Consider the following 17977-nt stretch of genomic DNA (forward strand, 5'->3'; position numbering starts at 1 on the left):
TTCATCTTGCCAGAAATGGCCGCTCCTTTCTCATCTATTTTGCGCTTCTCGCAATAAAATTACTCTCCGGTGTTTCGTTTTGCAAGAACCTCAATACTTTATAAATTTGTTTTTGAGACAGATATAGTTTTTCTGAAACATCTCCAAATGTTTTAATACTTACCTCTAAGGCGCATGTAAGTCGATCAACTGAATCAGCTTTCTGGTCTTCTAAATTCTGTGATTTTTCATGAATATTTTTTGTATCAGGTATTAAACCGTCACTCAATTCAATCATGTCATATTTGTCGGAATCTAACGATGCGCTTGCATTTTCAGCATCATGAATATTTGGTAAATCTAATTTTTGATTACTTGTCATTTTGGTTCCTAATATATCGATGAGTACGAAAAATAAAATTATTAACAGATTTACTAAGTGTCTTTGTATCTATTAAATATCCGTAGGAATTAAAATCTTCAAGTGAGTTTTTCTCTATTTAGGTTTTGATGAAACCTAATGTCGGCAAATTGCCTCCCTCGCCGTCCCACTTAGAAATTTCGTCTTTCTCTAATTTTTTTTCAACTTGCTTTTGACGGGATAGATATTTTCCAACCACGGTTAATATTGTCAATGAGGCTATCGCAGAGGCGATAATTATTGTCTGTTTGTTCTTCATCAAATTCTCCAATTGCAGTTGGTTTTAGTAATTCGAGGCAACATGCGTCTTAGTCCAAGTTACCTACTTTTTACGGAGTTAGTTACTTGAATTACCTAAACTTTGGGTACCGAGCTACGCCAAGTACCTGTTGTGGGGGCGTAATCCTCGATTTGTAGCTTGCTTTCTTTGGCAGATCGTCCCGCCCAATCGGTACGAAAAGCACTCGGTTCTCCTATTGGATCTTTCCTTAGACCATATTGAACTTGATATTCCAAGGTCGTCTGTGCGGTAGTTCGCTTAACCGAAAAAATATTAAACCGATTAAATAGCGTGCTGAAGAGGCCGACACCAACTAAATAAATAGCTGTTAAATATATTTTTTATTGATACATAGTCGTATAAAGAGACCAATAAAAAGTACGAGAATATTGCATTTAATATTAACTTTCGCCAAGGAAGTGGCGACAAGAAGATGACCGAACAAAATATTTTTTGCATACTGTTTTCATTGCTATATAAGACATTTTTAGTAGCGAAAGATCATGAAAAAAATATCCTGAACAACATAAACTTGAACATATAAGTTGGCTGACAGCTGCTGTCCTCGGTGCGAACGAAGGCATCGTCTCCACCTCCAGTTTGATTTTAGGTGTTGCTGCTTCCAATGCGAGCCACACTAGTATTTTGGTTGCTGGCGTGGCGAGTCTGGTCGCGGGTGCAATGTCAATGGCAACCGGAAGAGCTGGTCTGTTGCCGGGATCTCAATCTGTTTTCTGGCGGTTCTTGGTGGACTTGCCGCTTATACTGGCGGTGCCAACGTTGTGAAAGGATCTGTACGAGTGATGGGTTGGAGCGCTTTAACAATGACTCTAACCTATGCTGTGGGCAACGTATTGGGAAGCGTTCAATAATTTAACGTAAAACTGTCATTGCAAATTGTGACCTGTAAATTACCAATGAGAGCCATCAAATCACAATCATTATGAACATGAGCTGATATGGTAACGAATGTATCTTCAAAGCAGGTCATCTACGCCGCATTGATCGGAAATATTTTAATTACTATTATCAAAACTGGCGCTGCTACTTGAACCGATAGTGCCGCTATGTGGAGTGAGGCTATTCATTCGTTTGTGGATACCGGCAATGAATTATTGCTGCTGTATGGCATGCGCCGCGCTGAACAACAGGCCGATATAGAGCACCCAATCGGCTACGGGCGCGAGCTCTATTTTTGGAGTTTTATTGTCGCTTTGCTGGTATTTGCTCTTGGTGCGGGCGTCTCAATTTATGAAGGTGTTTTGCATTTGATGAAGCCTCAGTCAATCACCGACCCCATCGTGAGTTATGTAGTCTTAGGACTAGCCTTTATGTTTGATGGTGCGTCTTGGTTGATCTCACTGAACCAGTTTAAAGCGTCCAAGGGTACACTCGGATATTACGACGCATTTCGTCGAAGCAAGGATCCCGCCTCTTTTATTGTTCTATTTGAAGACAGCGTGGCATTGATCGGGATTGTGACTGCTGTAATTTCCACTTATCTGGCAACTAGTTTAGGTCTACTGGCGTCTGATGGGATCGCTTCTATTTTGATAGGAACAATACTCGCAGGCACCGCAGGCTTGCTGGCACGGGAAAGTAAAAGTTTGTTGATCGGAGAACGTGCAGACCACCAACTAAGTGCTTCATTGCTGAGCATCGCTAATCAACTCTCGCCGTCAGTAACAACTAACGGCGTATTGACGGTACAACTTGCGCCGGATCAAATACTCGCTGCGATGAGTATCGAATTTGCAGATAATCTCAAAACATCACAGATTGAAACTCTGGTCGTCGATATTGAGCGCCTGATTCTTGTAATGCATCCCGAAGTCGTCACCTTTTTTGTCAAACCACAAACTGCTACTGCCTTTAAAGAGTCTTTGCAGCTACGTTTTGGGTTGCTTGATTCTTTGCCAGAAAAAACTAACTAGCAATATCGTCCATACCCTTAAGTTCAAATTAGGATGAGCAAATGTGCCATTCGCATCAGATGCAATTGCCCATTCGCTCTGATTCAATTCTGCTAATTTCCCCCTTTTTTTAATTACGTCACCTGGGTTAGGTAGCGCACAGACAAGCATTGTTTTCGCGCCTACCTTGTTTCCACCTGATGATAAAAAAACAAACCAAAATGAAATCTCCAGGCAGGACATTTACGATTTTTTAGACTGATTCTGATTTTTTACAATGGAGAATGTTAATGGAAATCATTATTTTTGATACTAAAGGGATGACCCGTGGTATTCGCCTAGGGCAAATATATCGCGCGCTTGAAGGGATCGATGGCGTAAGTAATACCGCACTTTCTTTACGTGACGGAAAAGCGATTTTGTCTACTGACCCTGCCTGCGTAACCGCATCACAAGTAGTAGAGGTTATTGAAAGACTCGGTTACCACGCCAACATTCATTTGTCCTAAGCAGTACACCGTACAGATTAGAGTTTTATAACAGCTCAAGCTGATCGTTCTTTTACCTGAATGAAAGTCAAAAATGAATACCGATACACAAATTCAAAAGGACGTTCTTGCTGAGTTGAAATGGGAACCGTCTGTCGATGCTTCTCATATCGTAGTTGAAGTTTCTGATGGAGTAGTCACACTCGCTGGCCAAGTCAGGACCATTACTGAAAAATGGGATGCAGAGCGAGCAGCGCAGCGCGTTTACGGTGTTAAGGCATTGGCGGTCGAAATCGATGTCAGACTTCCAGGGACTAACCAAAGGACAGATAGCGATATTGCACGTACTGCAAAATATACACTTGAATGGTTGACGTATGTACCAAACGACGCGGTTAGCGTCGTTGTTGAGAATGGCTTTATCACCTTAACTGGCGAAGTTGATTGGGAGTATCAGAGGAAAGCGGTGATTGGCGCAGTGCGTAATCTAATGGGAGTTACCGGATTGAGCGATCAAATTATGATTCAACCGAACGTCTCATTGAGTGCGATCAAATCAGATATTGAAGCGGCATTAGAGCGTCGTGCTCATACAGATGTAAAAAAAGTCTTCGTTACCGTTAATGGTAACGAAGTCACTTTGTCTGGAACCGTACATAGTTGGTTGGAACGTGATCTGGCTGTCAATTCAGTTTGGGGAACACAAGGCGTAAAAAATGTGGTTGATCAAACCACTATCCGTGAATAATTATTGTTAAGAGTGGCCTTATTGCTAAGTCGCGAGTATCTGTTTGTATCGTTTGGAGTCCCACCCCGTGGCTTATAGTTCCGTCATCGAAAATGTGGGAGTAGATACCTTAGTAATAATGAATAAACGATAGATTCACTCGTTTCTGCTTTTAATGCCGATATTGGACCAAAGTATTTAGTTAATTTCTCAAACCCTGAGATAGTAATTGAACGTATTGGGAACTTAATACGCCGAGATTTTTGGAGTGCGCCATAGTCCGAAAATATCCCACCCTTCCTGGCAATCTTCAGCAACTTTTTTCATATTGGCTACCATGAAACCTACAACACAACTGCATCAACTTGGACAAAGTCTCTGGCTCGACAATATCACACGTGATCTTTTGAGTAGTGGGATCCTAGCGCACTACTTGGCAGAGTTATCGATCACGGGATTGACTTCGAATCCAACTATTTTTGATCAGGCGATCAGGCATACCGCTGCTTATGATGCAGATATTCATCAAAAGTTGGAAGAGGGAAAGTCTACTGAAGCCATTTTTTTTGAATTGGCGATGAGTGATCTAAGACACGCAGCAACATTACTTCTTCCGATATTTAAGATCACTGACAGCGTGGATGGCTGGGTATCATTGGAGGTGTCTCCATTGTTAGCAAACGATACAGAGGGAACAATTGAAGAAGCTAGGCGTTTGTATAAAGCAGCAAATTGCCCTAATTTATTCATCAAAATTCCGGGCACCCCCGCAGGGCTGAAGGCGATCGAAGAATCGATTTTTGCTGGCATAGCAGTGAACGTGACATTACTATTCTCTGTAAAGCAATATCTTGCAGCAGCAGAAGCTTATCTTTGCGGTATTGAAAGACGAATCTCAGCCGGTCTTGACACGAAAGTGTTTTCGGTAGCGTCCGTTTTTGTCAGCCGCTGGGACACTGGGGTAAAGCAGGAAATCTCACCTCAATACCATAATCAGTTGGGCATTGTGATGGCGATGCTGATTTATAAAAACTATCAAATACTCATGACATCTGTGCGCTGGCAGAAAATCCTGCAATCAGGTGCTTGCCCACAACGGCTATTGTGGGCAAGCACAGGGACTAAAGATCTTACGGCACCAGATACCTTGTATGTCGATGCTTTAGTGGCTCCGGGAAGTATCGTTACCGTTCCTGAAAAAACCTTACTTGCCTTCGCAGATCATGGTAATCCGGAAAGCGTATTACCTATCGACGGCGGACTTGCCTCTGCAGTATTAGAAGAATTCAGACGGGAGGGCGTCGATGACGAAGCTCTGGCGGAGCGACTGCAAGTTGAAGGAGTTGCGTCATTCGTCAAGTCTTGGGAGGCTTTGCTTTCAATAATTAACGAAAAGGGACGAAAGCTTGCGAATGTTGAAATTTCGGAACAGTGGGAAAGTAGCAACTCCGGTGAATAAGCCTACTAAGCGTACTTTTGTGAGCGATCTCATTTTCCAAGCTGCGTCCGATAGCTCTTTAGGATTTCTTACCTGGAGTTTAAATTGAACGAGTCTGAGCAATTTTCTGAGCTGGAAATCGATGAGCGATGTATTAATACCTTACGTACTTTATCAATTGATGCAGTACAAAAAGCCCAGTCAGGTCACCCTGGCACCCCAATGGGCGCAGCGCCAACTGCGTATTGTTTGTGGCAATATTTTTTACGGTATGATCCTGAAGACTCGCAATGGATTAATCGTGATCGTTTTGTCTTATCCGCTGGTCACGCCTGTGCTTTGCTATACAGCTTACTTCATCTGACAGGGATAAAAGCTCAGTCGTCAAGTTATCCACCCGGCGATCGGCTGGCAGTCACTCTGGAGGATTTAAAGAGTTTTCGACAAGCAGGAAGTCGCTGCACCGGACACCCTGAATACGGCTGGACTTCTGGAGTTGAAACTACTACAGGGCCGCTAGGGCAAGGGTTGGCAAGCAGTGTCGGCATGGCGATCTCAGAGCGCTGGTTAGCTGCGACCTACAATCGCCCTGGCTTTGATCTATTCAACCATCATATATATGCTTTATGTGGTGATGGCGACATGATGGAAGGCGTCAGCAGCGAGGCGGCATCGCTGGCGGGGCATCTGAAATTATCTAATCTGTGCTGGATTTATGATGACAACAACATCAGTATTGAAGGAGCGACCTCAATCACTTTTACGGAAAATGTTGCGGCTCGCTTCGTCGCTTATGGTTGGCAGGTACTCAAAGTCAAGAATGCTAATAATTTGACTGCCTTAACAAAGGCTTATCAGATCTTTGCAGATTCAGATAAACGAGAAGAGCATCAGCAACAAACGCATGACGAAAATGAGGACAGACCTACTCTCATCATTGTCGAAAGCCACATTGGCTACGGCGCACCGCATAAGCAGGATACGCGCGAAGCCCATGGAGAGCCTTTAGGTGAAGATGAAGTCCGTCTGACAAAACTATTCTATGGATTTAAACCTGATTTACAATTTGATGTACCTGAAGGGGTGATTGATCATTTTAAAAAGCGATTCGCATCGCGTGGTGTATTAGCTCATGCGGCTTGGAACACGTTGATGTTGGCCTATCGCCAGGAATATCCTGCGTTAGCCTCAGAAATTGATCTCATGCAAGAGCGTAATCTGCCTGAAGGCTGGGAGACGGCCTTACCCATTTTTGATGCTGATGAAAAGGGTCTTGCTACGCGTGATTCATCAAGTGTTCTATTGAATGGGCTGGCACGCAAAATACCTTGGCTATTGGGTGGGGCTGCTGATCTGTCGCCGTCGACTAAAACTCAACTCAACTTACTGGCACCGAGTAATTTTCAAGCGATTGGTCAAGCACAGGAAGGCAATTATGCAGGACGTAATTTTCATTTTGGTGTGCGTGAGCATGCAATGTGTGCCATTGGGAATGGGATGAGTTTATACGGCTTGCGTCCGTTTACCTCTAGTTTTCTCATCTTTACTGACTATTGTCGCGCCGCACTTCGACTCAGCGCGATGATGGAGCTACCTTTAATTTATATCTGGACGCATGATTCGATTGGTATGGGAGAGGATGGCCCCACTCATCAACCGATAGAGCAACTCGCCTCGCTTCGCGCCATGCCAGGCATGGTGGTGTTGCGGCCAGCAGATGCGAATGAGGTGGTGGAAGCCTGGCGAGTAATAATGCAGCTAAAACAAACACCTGTTTGTTTGGTATTGACACGGCAAACGGTACCTACCTTGGATCGTTCTATCTATGCCAGCGCGAATGGTCTTGCTCAAGGCGCCTATATTTTGGCGGACGCTCCAGGTGGTCAAGTGGATGTACTGCTGATCGCAACAGGCAGCGAGGTAGGACTTTGTATTAAAGCATACGAACAGTTAAAGAGTGAGGGCATACATGCTCGCGTCATCAGCATGCCATCATGGGAACTATTTGAAAGCCAACCGCAATCCTACAAAGATAAAATACTGCCTCCGTCAATCAAAGCAAGACTCGTTGTAGAGGCGGCCTCAACATTTGGATGGGAGCGCTACGTCGGTTTGGACGGTAGTATTTTAGGCTTGCATACCTTTGGTATCTCTGCCCCGATGAAAGTGTTGTTAAGACAATTTGGACTTGAGACGGAGCATGTCGTCGCCTCTGCCAAAGTACAAATTATTTTAGATCGCAAATGAAAATTACGTCTTATCTTATCTTTTGAGGTGACGTAATCTGGTTTAACTTTGCACTATATTTTTTGTTTTAAGTACGCTGGTTAAATTGGTTGCCTGTTAACGATGCAGTTTGAAACTAGGTAATTTTTTTGCTAATTTTAATTTGTGCTTCACGTCAAATTTGACTACCTCCTCCACTCCCCGTTCTCCGTGCAAATCTGTATCAACTAATCCATTATTTAAATCGACAAAAGCCTGCTTCATTTTTTTATTTGGCTTGCTTGGATGCTGTTCGACACTCTCATCACGTTCATGAGGTAATTGTGGAATAAGTTTCTTGATGGTTAAGTCTTTCCCGTATTCGTTGCCATTTTTTTTAGTCATGATATTTTCCAAAATTAAAGTATCAAATTACTTAAATTTTTTACTGGTTTTTGTTAAAACAGCAGCTTTTAACAAACTTACAAACTCTAGTCTTTCATAACAATATATCTTTGCATGACGATAGCATCTGCTAAAAATGCGCTGCCAAAGGGACTAAAACGTAAATCGGCATATCGATCTTCTAATTCGGAGGTCATCAAAATGGTTACACCCATACCAGTCAGTTCTGCAATCATTCTATAAAGTGATCCTCTAAAGTCTTCTTGAAATTCCGGTGCCAAGGCTAATTCAAACCCGGACAAAGAATCGATCACAACACGCTTGGCTTGCAATTTTTTAATCATATCTATCAAGTCGTGGAGTGTCTGATCAATAGACAGATCGAGCGACCTTGTGTCGATAACACCTACTTTCATGTCTCTTACTAAAGAATTTAACTGACCACTTAATAGTTGGCTTGGACTTTTCTCGAATGCGGCAATGACCCCTTTCTCGCCATTTCGCACACCCTCAGCCAAAAATTCCGTAGCTAATATTGTTTTCCCCGAGCCCGAGGGTCCGACTACTAAAAGTGAATAGCCCATGGGTAGTCCACCACCCAGCATCACGTCCAAACCTTTGACTCCTACAGAAATTCGCTTATCTGTCACAGAGGAAGTTGTCGACAAACTCACTGTCTCGCCAGGATTAATGATGGCTCGTGGATAAATTTGGATTCCTAGATTACTTATGCGAAATGTATGTAAGCCGGGAGCGTGAGCATGACCACGCAACTTAATTACTTGGATTTTGCGTACGACGGAGTTCCGGTGCAAATTTTGGGATAACCAAATTATTCCGTCTGCAATAGTAAAAACTGGACTGGGCTCAGATCCGGGTACCCACATATTCCCCTATCAAAAAGGTAGTTGCTTGCCAACTAGACATTTGTATTCCCAGCTTCTGTACAAACTGCTGTAAAGAGGATGTATGGCTGATATTTTCATTGTCGGAGTCGATGACTGACCTAAAGGAATCAACAAATATCAGACCCGGAGAATAATTTTTTACTTCTTTTTCGATGCGCTTCAGCACGCTGTTAAAACTTTCCTCCATCAGTTCGACCGATAAATTAATAAAGTGAATTGACTCTCTCACTTTCTCTAGATCAAAAAAAGGAAATTGCTGTTGGTATCGAAGCATTTTTATTGCTGGTTCTCCCGATGTCGTAAAGAACAACGCACGATTATCAGGACTAGCTAGTGAAAACATAATTTGGTGTGCAAGAGTGGTTTTCCCACTGCCTGGAGCACCCGCAATGAGATTGAATGAAAACTCAGGGATACCTCCGCCCAGCAAATTGTCGAGCCCTGGTACGCCAGTTTTTAATTGGCGAATATTTACTTTTTCATTCATTTTTTAGCCCTAGGTTAATGTCGCGCAAATTACTATTTACGTACTAAACTCGTAGTATCAGAACTGTTAAATGTTCACCTATTAATGAAGATAAAACGTCAGCCAGCGTCGTCAAAAGCACGATATTTGTTTCGTTTATTTGGGCATTGGTTCTGCCCTGAAAGCTTTTCTCAAGATCGTAGAATCGATTATTTTTGTGATCTTCCGTTAAAGGAACATCACAGGGAATCAATAGTGATTCAATCCTAGCCAGATAAATACTTCTTGCGTAAAGAGAGTCAAAACCCGTTTCGCCTATGACTTCAATAATATTAAATGCGATTTGCTCCCATAAAATTACAGTACCGGCTGAACCTTGCTCAGCAATGGAATCTGCCCTATTTTTAATCATTTGGTGCATCGCAGATATATTCGTTTCCATTTGGATCAATTCCGTAATTTAGCTGTAGGTTAATATTGTTGGATGTGTCCTAAGAAATTTGAATTTACGGTTCTACCTTTAAAGTTTTTCCATTAATTTGGGAACAAAAAGTGGTAGGACTCATTAAAAAGTTAGCAAGAGCAAAAAAAGGTACGCGTAAGAACTAAGTCGGTCTGTGCTCTATCGAACAGATAGAGTTGAAATTTAAAAATACTTTTATCCAATTACGCATCGAATTTTTGAATTTTCATATTTAGTAGTCAGAGTGTATGAAAAAATATAGGCATCAATGTGTGGTACTGCACAAATCGAATTGTTTAATTCTTTTATGCTCGATAAATATCTCTATATTGGGAAAAAATCATGCGCCATACAAAAATAGTGACTCCATTTTTTCTACTAATTAGTTTTTTTGGGGGTGAAAGCGTGTTGTCGCAAACAGTCAACGATATGGCACGAATGGGAAGTAACCCGACTTTACCGAAACCCCAAAAGCAACTAATACCCACGGTTAATATCGCACCCGCAATCGGGTGGCCATTAGGCATGAAACCTGTCGCGCCTCCAGGCTTTTCAGTTACTGCTTTCAGCGTCAATCTTGATCACCCACGGTGGCTTTATGTTCTTCCTAATGGTGATGTTCTAGTTGCAGAAACCAATGCACCTCCCAAGCCTGACGATAGCAAAGGTATCAAAGGCTTTGTGATGAAAAAAGTCATGAAAAAAGCCGGCGCTGGAGTGGCCAGTGCAAATCGAATTACATTATTAAGAGGTATTAATAAGGAAGGTGTCGCAGAAATAAAAACAGCATTCTTAGAAGGTTTAAATTCACCCTTCGGTATGGCATTAGTGGGCGAGGATTTGTATATCGCCGACACTGATGCTGTGTTACGTTTTCCGTATAAAGAAGGCGATACAAAAATTACCTCAAAGCCGGTGAAAATCGCTGATCTTCCTGCTGGAACAATTAACCATCATTGGACGAAAAATATTATTGCTAGCCGAGATGGTACTCGTTTATACGTGAGTGTTGGATCGAATAGTAATGTGGGTGAAAACGGCATAGAAGCAGAAACCAATCGCGCTGATATTTTGGAAATCACGATCAAAACAGGGGCAGTTCGAGTGTTCGCCTCTGGATTACGTAATCCAGTGGGGATGGCCTGGCAGCCAGAAAACGGCAGTTTGTGGACTGCTGTTAACGAGCGGGATGAATTGGGAGACGACCTGGTACCTGACTACATGACCTCTGTAAAAGACGGTGCTTTTTATGGCTGGCCATACTGTTATTTTGGACAGAACATCGATACACGGGTGACTCCGCAACGACCTGACTTAGTGGAGAGTGCAATCAAGCCGGATTTTGCATTAGGTGCGCATACGGCATCTTTAGGTCTCACTTTTTATGATGCCAACTTATTTTCTCCTCATTATAAAAACGGAGCATTTATTGGACAACATGGATCTTGGAATAGGAAGTTACATAGTGGCTACAAAGTGATCTTTGTTCCGTTTGTAAATGGTCAACCCACTGGTGCGGTTGAGGACTTCCTGACTGGCTTTCTAAGTAGAAATCATGAAGCGTATGGGCGACCTGTGGGGGTAGCGGTTGATAAAAAAGGGGCGTTACTTGTGGCTGATGATGTAGGTAATGTTATTTGGCGTATCAATAAATGATTCTGGCATGTTTTAACAAAATAAAAAATAGTATGACTTCTGCCAAGCCATGTCGAAAACTATGTGCATTACAGAAATTACTAGCCTTTGGCAAAAAAAGTGATTGTTCGGTTATCCATTAACTACATTGTATTTTCGCCGATCAGAAATTGCCGCCCTCTTATAGAAGGTCAAAATACGGGTCTAAAGTCAATATCAGGTCTAGGTCAATTTATCCCGCTTTTAGCAAAGGTAATATCGCTTTATTCACCGTGACGAGTAGCCTTTCTTCAACCTGTATTGCATGCAGAAAAATATTTATGTGTGAAAGCTAGCATTGGGATAAGCCTCTATCCTAATGATGGGCAAGATGCAGATACGCTGAATAAAAATCCAGACACTACCATGTATTTTGCTAAAACCGGGATCAGGAATACTGACGAATTTTTTCGCAGCAATATGGACACTCAAGTAATTTAGACAGAGCCTTGAATGGGAAGAATTTTGTGAATTTGGGTAGGTATATTTGGACGATATAACAATTTTTAAAAAGATTTTATGAAACTGTCTTTCGCGAGCTAAAGATTTTTCTCTTGACTAACTAAAAATATTTTTCAACCAATATAAGAAGGAATACTTTGATAAGCAACTTTCCCATTGTCTGTATAGGCGGTTCTGCAGGAGGTCTGGATGCCTATATCCGACTACTAAAAAACCTTCCGCCTGACATGGGTGTTGCTATCGTGATCGTGAATCACATGCGAAGCATGCCAACTCAGCTTCACGAAATTCTTCCCAACTTCACCAAAATGCCAGTTAATCTAATTAGTGAAGGCTTACTTATAGAAAAAAATCATGTTTATGTAATACCGGAAAATAAAGATCTTCACGTAAAAAACGAACAGTTTCACCTAGAGGTAATTTCGAAACCTCGAGGGTGGCCAGACGTCATCACAGTTTTTTTGCGTTCGCTCACACAATATTGGAATGGAAAACTCATCGCAGTAATCGTTTCTGGCTTTGATGGCGATGGCGCTGCAGCACTATGTGGCATTCAGCAAGTAGGTGGTATTACTATCGCCCAGAAATTAGATACCGCTGCGCAACCCGATATGCCTGACGCAGCGATTAGCAGTGGCTGTATCAATTTTGTCTTGTCCCCCGAAGACATAGCAGTTCAAATAATAACTATAGCTCAGGCTGCACTTCAAGATAAACATCAATCGTTTCCATAAATTCCTTTATCTTAATTGGCTTGGTGAGATACTGAAGGAATCCTGCTTTTAAACCAGTTTCAATGTCATTGCGCATTGCGTTGGCGCTAAGCGCGATAATAGGAATATGAGAAGTAGCTGGATTTTTTCTCAAGATATGGAGTACTTCCTTTCCGTTCATGTCAGGTAAGTCGATATCTATCAGAATAATATCGGGGACTATTTGAGTCGCTATTTCGATTCCTTTTAGTCCGTTTGGGGCGCTCACTAGAATAATAGCTGGGCGTCGCGCGACAATCGCTTCGATGAGTTTAAGGTTCGCCAAATTGTCTTCCACGTACAGCAAAGTGTACAACTTGCTTGGGATCACGCATTCATCCGATGTGACAGAATTTGCTTTAAGTTTTTCTGAATTGGGCATTGGCAACATATTTTCCGCCGTACTATACGACTGCAACGAGGTGTCTAATTCCACCCAGAAGGAACTGCCCTTACCAAGTACGCTTTCGACCCCGATCGTTCCTCCCATCAATTCAATCAGTCGTTTACAGACTATCAGTCCGATACCTGTTCCCCCTTCATTGCCTGCCTCTTGACCAAGTCGATTAAACGGCTGAAAGAGTTGGTTGAGTTTCGCGGGCGTTAATCCTCCCCCAGTATCATTTACATTAATACGAAGGCGTCCAGAAGTGCTTGTAGAACAAATTATTGCAACCTCTCCGCCCGGCAGATTATATTTAATCGCATTCGAGAGCAAATTGATGAGAATTTGTTTGATGCGCACGGGATCTGCCAATATAAAATCTCGGCTATTTTCAACAGGTACGACTATCTTGATTCCGCGTTGTTGCGCTAGCGGCAGCACCATTGCCTCGCATTCAGTAATGAGTTCCGTTACAGATACTAGCTCAATGGACAAAGTTATCTTCCCGGAGTCGATTACTGCAAGATCGAGGATTTCATTGACTAATTCAAGCAAGTGCCACCCTGCTTTTGAGACTTGATCAATGCTTTGCGATTGTTCTGACGTTGGAGGTGGCAAACCTGAGGCCAATAGTTGACTGAAGCCAAGGATGGCATGCAGGGGTGTCCTTAGCTCATGACTCATACTAGACAAAAAATCAGATTTTGCCCGATTGGCTTTATCTGCGACTATCCGGATGCGATCGAGCTCCCGATTTCTCTCTTCGAGATCTTGCTGTAACTGAGCATTTCTAATTTCTGCCTGTTTACGTTCTGTGACGTCGGAAAGCACCGCACGCAATTCACTCCCGCCTTCAATATCTCGACCGAGCGTGGTAGTGATATGCCCCCAAAATGGCCCGCCATTTTCATTGACCATTCTTAAATCAAAAGATTGAGACTCTCCACTTACAATCAGCTGTTTATGATGTAAGTAATAAATATCCTGATCATCTTTCAATATTAGTCGTGATATCGGTTGATTGATTAGTTTCCCACGCGTCATACTAAATAGGCTGGCAGCAGTCAGATTGGTTTCCTTGATCAATCCAAGTTCACTTATTGTGCAATATCCGACGGGTGCAAGATCATATAAATCAAAATAACGATCTCTAGCCAGAGCCAGTGCCAATTGTGCCTCACGTAGTTCCTCGTTCTGCATTTCAAGCTCAACTTGATGCACTCGGAGTTCATGCAGCAAATGCTGCCCGTTATTAATTTCTTCGAGCCGAGATACCGGATTTAGCCTAATGTGGGCTTCGGCTCGTTCCCTTTGTGAAAGAATGCTATGGTCATTTTCTCCCTCGTCTGAAGGCATTTCTGCCGGCCTGTCGGAACATTGACTATCCTTTTCATGTGAGCTCATGGGAGCATCTTCCCGACAATTCGTTCGGTAGTCGCAATAGCATATATTTCACCATTTTCTTTAATTAAAGCCGTGGACGTAATAGAGACTTCAACTATCTCATCTAGTTTAGTGCGTCTTTGAGTAAGATACGGCTCCAAAATCTCCGCTTGACTGAGTTCTTGCACCTTAGTAAGCGCTTCGGCACGCAAGTTCTCTGGAATACGTTCGGCTGTATTCATCAATAGCGCCTCTGCCTCGGTCCATCCGTACATCCTCACTGCACCCTGATTCCAGGCTAGTATGCGGCCATTCAAGTCTTGCATGGTAATTGCATCGTAGGCATCACGTACTACCACCGCTAGACGGAGCAACTCAGTGGCTTTGTGAAGCGCATCGCGTGTTTGCACGATTTCCGTAATATCGACAAAAGAGACTACAGCTCCTTCGATCACATTATCAAGTGTGCGGTAAGGTTGTATCCGCATGTTGTACCAGCGCCCCATGGTAGTTTGTACGGTAATCTCTTTAACAGCTAGCGTATCAAGTACAGTTTGCGTATCCGATACCAAGCCGTCATAGCCCACCAAATTCGAGACAATATGCGCGACCGGGCGCCCTATATCCGAAGGTATCAAGTTAATGATGGTGCTGGCTGCTGGAGTAAATCGCAAGATGTGTAATTTAAAATCTACAAACACCGTACCAATACCAGTACCAGCCATAAGATTGTTCATATCATTATTTGCACGAGACAAACTCAGAATTTTGGTCTGTAACTCATGATTGACCGTAGCCAATTCTTCATTCACAGATTGTAACTCTTCCTTTGAGGTTTCCAATTCCTCATTCGTACTTTGAAGTTCTTCATTCACAGATTGCATCTCTTCATTTGAAGACTTTAGCTCTTCATTGGAACTCTCTAGTTCTTCGCGAGTACTCTGCAAATATTCGTCCTTCGCTCGCAATTCTTGTTTGAGCAAAGTGATGCGTGACTCTGTATCCACATCCAAATTGATTTTTTCATCTATGGGGGAATCATCGACTGGCAAGGAACGCTCTGAGGAATCGGCTGTCACATCTTCAAGAATAACCAAGTATAAATATGCCTCTGCTGTCGTCGCTGAGCCAGTCGATACCGGGCAAACGATTAAATTAACCAACGTATAGTGGCCGTTAGTTTTTACCAGTAAGCCAGAACAGCGCGCCGTTTCTTTAGTGACAGTGGCTTTTTGCAGTGATAACGTTAAATCACTCCGTAAGCCATCACGTGCCATTTTCAAAATATTATTGGTACCAACTTCACCTGGTGTTGGTTCCAGATATTTTCCGGTGCGGCCATGTAAATAGAGTATGTCACCATGCCAGTTGACAAGTGCGCATACGGGCGCAAGTTGCTGCAAGAGCGCCTGCTCCGTCAGCTCTCGCAATTGTAATTTTGCTGGAAATTCCATTTTCTTTATTCCTGCAATTTGAGTTTGGTTAGCATACGCAGTGGGTGAAATAGTTCGCAGCAAGTTCCAATTATGTCCCTCAAGGCGATCATCCTTGCGCTGAAACAACTTTGCTTTGCGATCTAATATTTTGAACAATTCGATAAAATCACCTATACCCTCGGAAGTGCCTAATAAGAGAATCCCATTTTTCTTTAAAGCATAATGGAATAAGGGAATCAATTTTTTTTGCAAAGGCATTCCTAGGTAAATCAGCAGGTTACGGCAACTTATTAAATCCAGTCGGGAGAAGGGAGGGTCTTTAATTAAATCCTGTTCAGAAAACACTAGCATGTCTCGGATACTTTTATGAATGCGGAAGTAGTTACCATCGGGCTCGAGCGAAAAATAGTGTGCCAGCCTTTCTGGGCTAATGTCTGCAGCGATACTAATCGGATACAAACCTGCACGAGCGATAGCGATTGCGCGGCTGTCGATATCGGTTGCAAAAACTTGCACACTATAATTTTGCTTCAGTTTTTCTATTCGTTCTTGAAGCAAAATGGCGATCGAATATGCTTCCTCACCCGTAGAGCACCCCGTTGACCAAACTCTTATAACGGCACCAGGGGGTTTATCGGCAAATAGTCGCGGAATGATTTCATGCTCTAGAACTTCAAATACGTCAGGGTCGCGGAAAAAATTAGTTACACCTATGAGCAGATCACGAAACAAGGCCACCGCCTCAGGCGGCGTTTTTTGCAGATACTTAACATAACTGTCGATGTCGTTGATCTGATGAACAGCCATGCGGCGCTTAATACGGCGATTGATGGTACTTGGTTTATAGTTGGAAAAATCGTGGTTGGTCTGTGAGCGCAAAAGAATGAAAATCTTCTTTAAAGCGCTTTCTGTATGGGGTGAATCTACCGCAGGATGCCGATGAAGCTTTCCATAGGCATGTTTGACATAGGTGATAAGCTGTGCCGCCATCTCCGCAGATGGTAAAATATAATCAGTCAACCCGGTCGCAATTACACTTCGCGGCATGCCATCAAATTCGCTGGACTCGGGTGTTTGTGACATTAGCATTCCTCCCTCACCTTTGATGGCTCGCGCACCTAAAGTGCCATCACTTCCAGTGCCGGACAATACAATTCCAATCGCGTTTTTACGCTGATCGTTAGCCAGAGAGCGGAAGAAAAAATCAATCGGTAGTCTTTGTCCGCGTGGCGCCGACGGTTCTAGCAAATGCAATACACCGTTTAGAAACGCCATATCGAAATTTGGTGGAATAACATAGACACAGTTTTGGCGAACTTCCATGCCGTCTTCCGCTTCGAACACTTCGAAATGCGTGCAACGCCGTATTAGGTCGGTTAACAGACTTTTATGGTCAGGAGCCAAATGTTGTACCAGGACAAATGCCATCGAAGGTTCCGCATCTGCCGGAAAGCCAGAAAAGAACTGTTCGAAGGACTCTAATCCGCCTGCAGAGGCTCCGATACCAACGATAGGAAAGGCTATATCTGGTGCGGTTGATGTCAAACTAGAGGGCATCTCAGATAGAGCCATCACCTCACTAGTTTCAGTTAAAGTGTCTTTGATAATTTTTTTTGCGGGCACGAGCATCTCCACAACGCCGGGGAGCGTAATCGCTGAGTATAGAGCTTTTAGTTCTTTTTTAATATTTTTTTTAAAGCTCCGCAAAATTTATGATGTTCACACGACACTGTACTTTTTGTAAACGCACATCCACTGGCTTGATACAAAACAAGTCGAATTCTTCTCGCCGGGTGAGACTGCTTCCCTTCGATAAAGTAATCTTGGGCTACTCAGGTATAACTTCTTTTTTCAAAAAAAGATCCTACGGTGTAAGAGGAACTATAGATTTTTTAATTTTTAAATTTGACGATAAAGACCTATACGCAATACATCGGCACGCTATTCATTCCAACCAAAGTTAGTTAGCCAGCTTTCGAATAACACAGAGCAATCAGGCCGCGAAAACCACTATCGCAATCGACTTAACGTCATTGCGTTCCTAAAAAAATGTTGTCGGTAACGCTGCGCGAGGTGATTCAAACGAAGGATCATGGCGGGGGTGCGGATAAAAACTTGGACTGATTTATGTCGTTAAGCCGAGACTCTCGCGATATTCTAGTGGACTGCGAGAGCCAAGGGAAATTTTAATC

General features: G+C 42.9%; 15 protein-coding genes and 4 pseudogenes. 9 read left to right on the forward strand and 10 right to left on the reverse strand.

Going from position 1 to position 17977, the window contains the following annotated elements:
- Positions 1-34: 34 nt before the first annotated feature.
- On the reverse strand, positions 35-361 hold the full coding sequence (locus tag AAKU61_RS19950; RefSeq protein WP_354335115.1) for a hypothetical protein: 327 nt from the start codon (positions 359-361) through the stop codon (positions 35-37).
- Positions 362-479: 118 nt separating this feature from the next.
- The gene (locus AAKU61_RS19955; protein WP_322121740.1) at positions 480-659 is read right to left on the reverse strand and encodes a hypothetical protein; all 180 of its coding nucleotides are present in this window, start codon (positions 657-659) and stop codon (positions 480-482) included.
- A gap of 561 nt (positions 660-1220) precedes the next feature.
- On the opposite strand from AAKU61_RS19955, the pseudogene AAKU61_RS22820 reads away from it, so the two are divergent.
- From AAKU61_RS22820 to tkt, 6 genes and pseudogenes are all read left to right on the forward strand, one after another.
- A pseudogene (locus AAKU61_RS22820) lies at positions 1221-1379 on the forward strand (VIT1/CCC1 transporter family protein); the annotation flags it as partial.
- Positions 1380-1744: 365 nt separating this feature from the next.
- Positions 1745-2614: pseudogene (locus AAKU61_RS19965) on the forward strand (cation diffusion facilitator family transporter); the annotation flags it as partial.
- A gap of 269 nt (positions 2615-2883) precedes the next feature.
- Entirely contained in the window at positions 2884-3102 is a 219-nt protein-coding gene (locus AAKU61_RS19970; RefSeq protein WP_322121741.1) for a heavy metal-associated domain-containing protein, read from the forward strand.
- A gap of 73 nt (positions 3103-3175) precedes the next feature.
- Complete coding sequence (locus AAKU61_RS19975) at positions 3176-3829, forward strand: BON domain-containing protein (protein ID WP_322121742.1); 654 nt, start codon at positions 3176-3178, stop codon at positions 3827-3829.
- A 316-nt stretch (positions 3830-4145) separates the two neighbouring features.
- Positions 4146-5267, forward strand: coding sequence for a transaldolase (gene tal, locus AAKU61_RS19980; protein WP_322121743.1), 1122 nt, complete (start codon positions 4146-4148; stop codon positions 5265-5267).
- A gap of 84 nt (positions 5268-5351) precedes the next feature.
- Complete coding sequence (gene tkt, locus AAKU61_RS19985; RefSeq protein WP_322121744.1) at positions 5352-7493, forward strand: transketolase; 2142 nt, start codon at positions 5352-5354, stop codon at positions 7491-7493.
- A gap of 96 nt (positions 7494-7589) precedes the next feature.
- Here tkt and AAKU61_RS19990 read toward each other — a convergent pair whose 3' ends face one another.
- The 5 genes and pseudogenes from AAKU61_RS19990 to AAKU61_RS20010 form a co-directional block, all read right to left on the reverse strand.
- Complete coding sequence (locus AAKU61_RS19990; protein ID WP_322121745.1) at positions 7590-7856, reverse strand: hypothetical protein; 267 nt, start codon at positions 7854-7856, stop codon at positions 7590-7592.
- A gap of 86 nt (positions 7857-7942) precedes the next feature.
- Positions 7943-8524, reverse strand: coding sequence for an RAD55 family ATPase (locus tag AAKU61_RS19995; RefSeq protein WP_354335129.1), 582 nt, complete (start codon positions 8522-8524; stop codon positions 7943-7945).
- 90 nt (positions 8525-8614) lie between these two features.
- Positions 8615-8743 (reverse strand): annotated as a pseudogene (locus AAKU61_RS20000) (hypothetical protein); the annotation flags it as partial.
- Positions 8724-9251, reverse strand: coding sequence for an RAD55 family ATPase (locus tag AAKU61_RS20005; protein ID WP_354335119.1), 528 nt, complete (start codon positions 9249-9251; stop codon positions 8724-8726). The pseudogene AAKU61_RS20000 and the gene AAKU61_RS20005, both read right to left, overlap by 20 nt.
- Before the next feature lie 43 nt (positions 9252-9294).
- On the reverse strand, positions 9295-9672 hold the full coding sequence (locus AAKU61_RS20010) for a hypothetical protein (protein WP_354335121.1): 378 nt from the start codon (positions 9670-9672) through the stop codon (positions 9295-9297).
- A 363-nt stretch (positions 9673-10035) separates the two neighbouring features.
- Between AAKU61_RS20010 and AAKU61_RS20015 the strand changes: the two genes are divergently transcribed.
- The 3 genes from AAKU61_RS20015 to AAKU61_RS20025 all read left to right on the forward strand — a co-directional run bounded on the left by AAKU61_RS20015 (position 10036) and on the right by AAKU61_RS20025 (position 12563).
- Positions 10036-11349, forward strand: coding sequence for a PQQ-dependent sugar dehydrogenase (locus tag AAKU61_RS20015; RefSeq protein WP_416200171.1), 1314 nt, complete (start codon positions 10036-10038; stop codon positions 11347-11349).
- 279 nt (positions 11350-11628) lie between these two features.
- Positions 11629-11808, forward strand: a complete 180-nt coding sequence (locus AAKU61_RS20020) for a diguanylate cyclase domain-containing protein (protein ID WP_354335123.1) — start codon at positions 11629-11631, stop codon at positions 11806-11808.
- Positions 11809-11966: 158 nt separating this feature from the next.
- Positions 11967-12563 carry a chemotaxis protein CheB gene (locus AAKU61_RS20025; RefSeq protein WP_354335125.1) on the forward strand — a complete coding sequence of 199 codons (597 nt, stop codon included), beginning with the start codon at positions 11967-11969 and terminating at the stop codon, positions 12561-12563.
- On the opposite strand, the gene AAKU61_RS22825 is transcribed toward AAKU61_RS20025, so the two are convergent.
- The 3 genes and pseudogenes from AAKU61_RS22825 to AAKU61_RS20035 form a co-directional block, all read right to left on the reverse strand.
- Positions 12517-13326 carry an ATP-binding protein gene (locus AAKU61_RS22825; RefSeq protein ID WP_503012665.1) on the reverse strand — a complete coding sequence of 270 codons (810 nt, stop codon included), beginning with the start codon at positions 13324-13326 and terminating at the stop codon, positions 12517-12519. The two genes, AAKU61_RS20025 and AAKU61_RS22825, sit on opposite strands and share 47 nt — an antisense overlap.
- A 156-nt stretch (positions 13327-13482) precedes the next feature.
- Positions 13483-14370: pseudogene (locus tag AAKU61_RS22830) on the reverse strand (sensor histidine kinase); the annotation flags it as partial.
- Positions 14367-17408 carry a chemotaxis protein CheB gene (locus tag AAKU61_RS20035; protein ID WP_322121751.1) on the reverse strand — a complete coding sequence of 1014 codons (3042 nt, stop codon included), beginning with the start codon at positions 17406-17408 and terminating at the stop codon, positions 14367-14369. The pseudogene AAKU61_RS22830 and the gene AAKU61_RS20035, both read right to left, overlap by 4 nt.
- Positions 17409-17977 lie beyond the last annotated feature (569 nt).

It is taken from the genome of Undibacterium sp. GrIS 1.2, from assembly GCF_040544435.1.
Classification (GTDB): Bacteria; Pseudomonadota; Gammaproteobacteria; order Burkholderiales; family Burkholderiaceae_D; genus Undibacterium.

What these genes read in the sequence shown, in the direction of transcription:
- AAKU61_RS19950 (WP_354335115.1), bottom strand. Translation starts at nt 361, where the DNA reads ATGACAAGTAATCAAAAATTAGATTTACCAAATATTCATGATGCTGAA.
- AAKU61_RS19955 (WP_322121740.1), bottom strand. Translation starts at nt 659, where the DNA reads ATGAAGAACAAACAGACAATAATTATCGCCTCTGCGATAGCCTCATTG.
- AAKU61_RS19970 (WP_322121741.1), top strand. Translation starts at nt 2,884, where the DNA reads ATGGAAATCATTATTTTTGATACTAAAGGGATGACCCGTGGTATTCGC.
- AAKU61_RS19975 (WP_322121742.1), top strand. Translation starts at nt 3,176, where the DNA reads ATGAATACCGATACACAAATTCAAAAGGACGTTCTTGCTGAGTTGAAA.
- tal (WP_322121743.1), top strand. Translation starts at nt 4,146, where the DNA reads ATGAAACCTACAACACAACTGCATCAACTTGGACAAAGTCTCTGGCTC.
- AAKU61_RS19990 (WP_322121745.1), bottom strand. Translation starts at nt 7,856, where the DNA reads ATGACTAAAAAAAATGGCAACGAATACGGGAAAGACTTAACCATCAAG.
- AAKU61_RS20005 (WP_354335119.1), bottom strand. Translation starts at nt 9,251, where the DNA reads ATGAATGAAAAAGTAAATATTCGCCAATTAAAAACTGGCGTACCAGGG.
- AAKU61_RS20010 (WP_354335121.1), bottom strand. Translation starts at nt 9,672, where the DNA reads ATGGAAACGAATATATCTGCGATGCACCAAATGATTAAAAATAGGGCA.
- AAKU61_RS20015 (WP_416200171.1), top strand. Translation starts at nt 10,036, where the DNA reads ATGCGCCATACAAAAATAGTGACTCCATTTTTTCTACTAATTAGTTTT.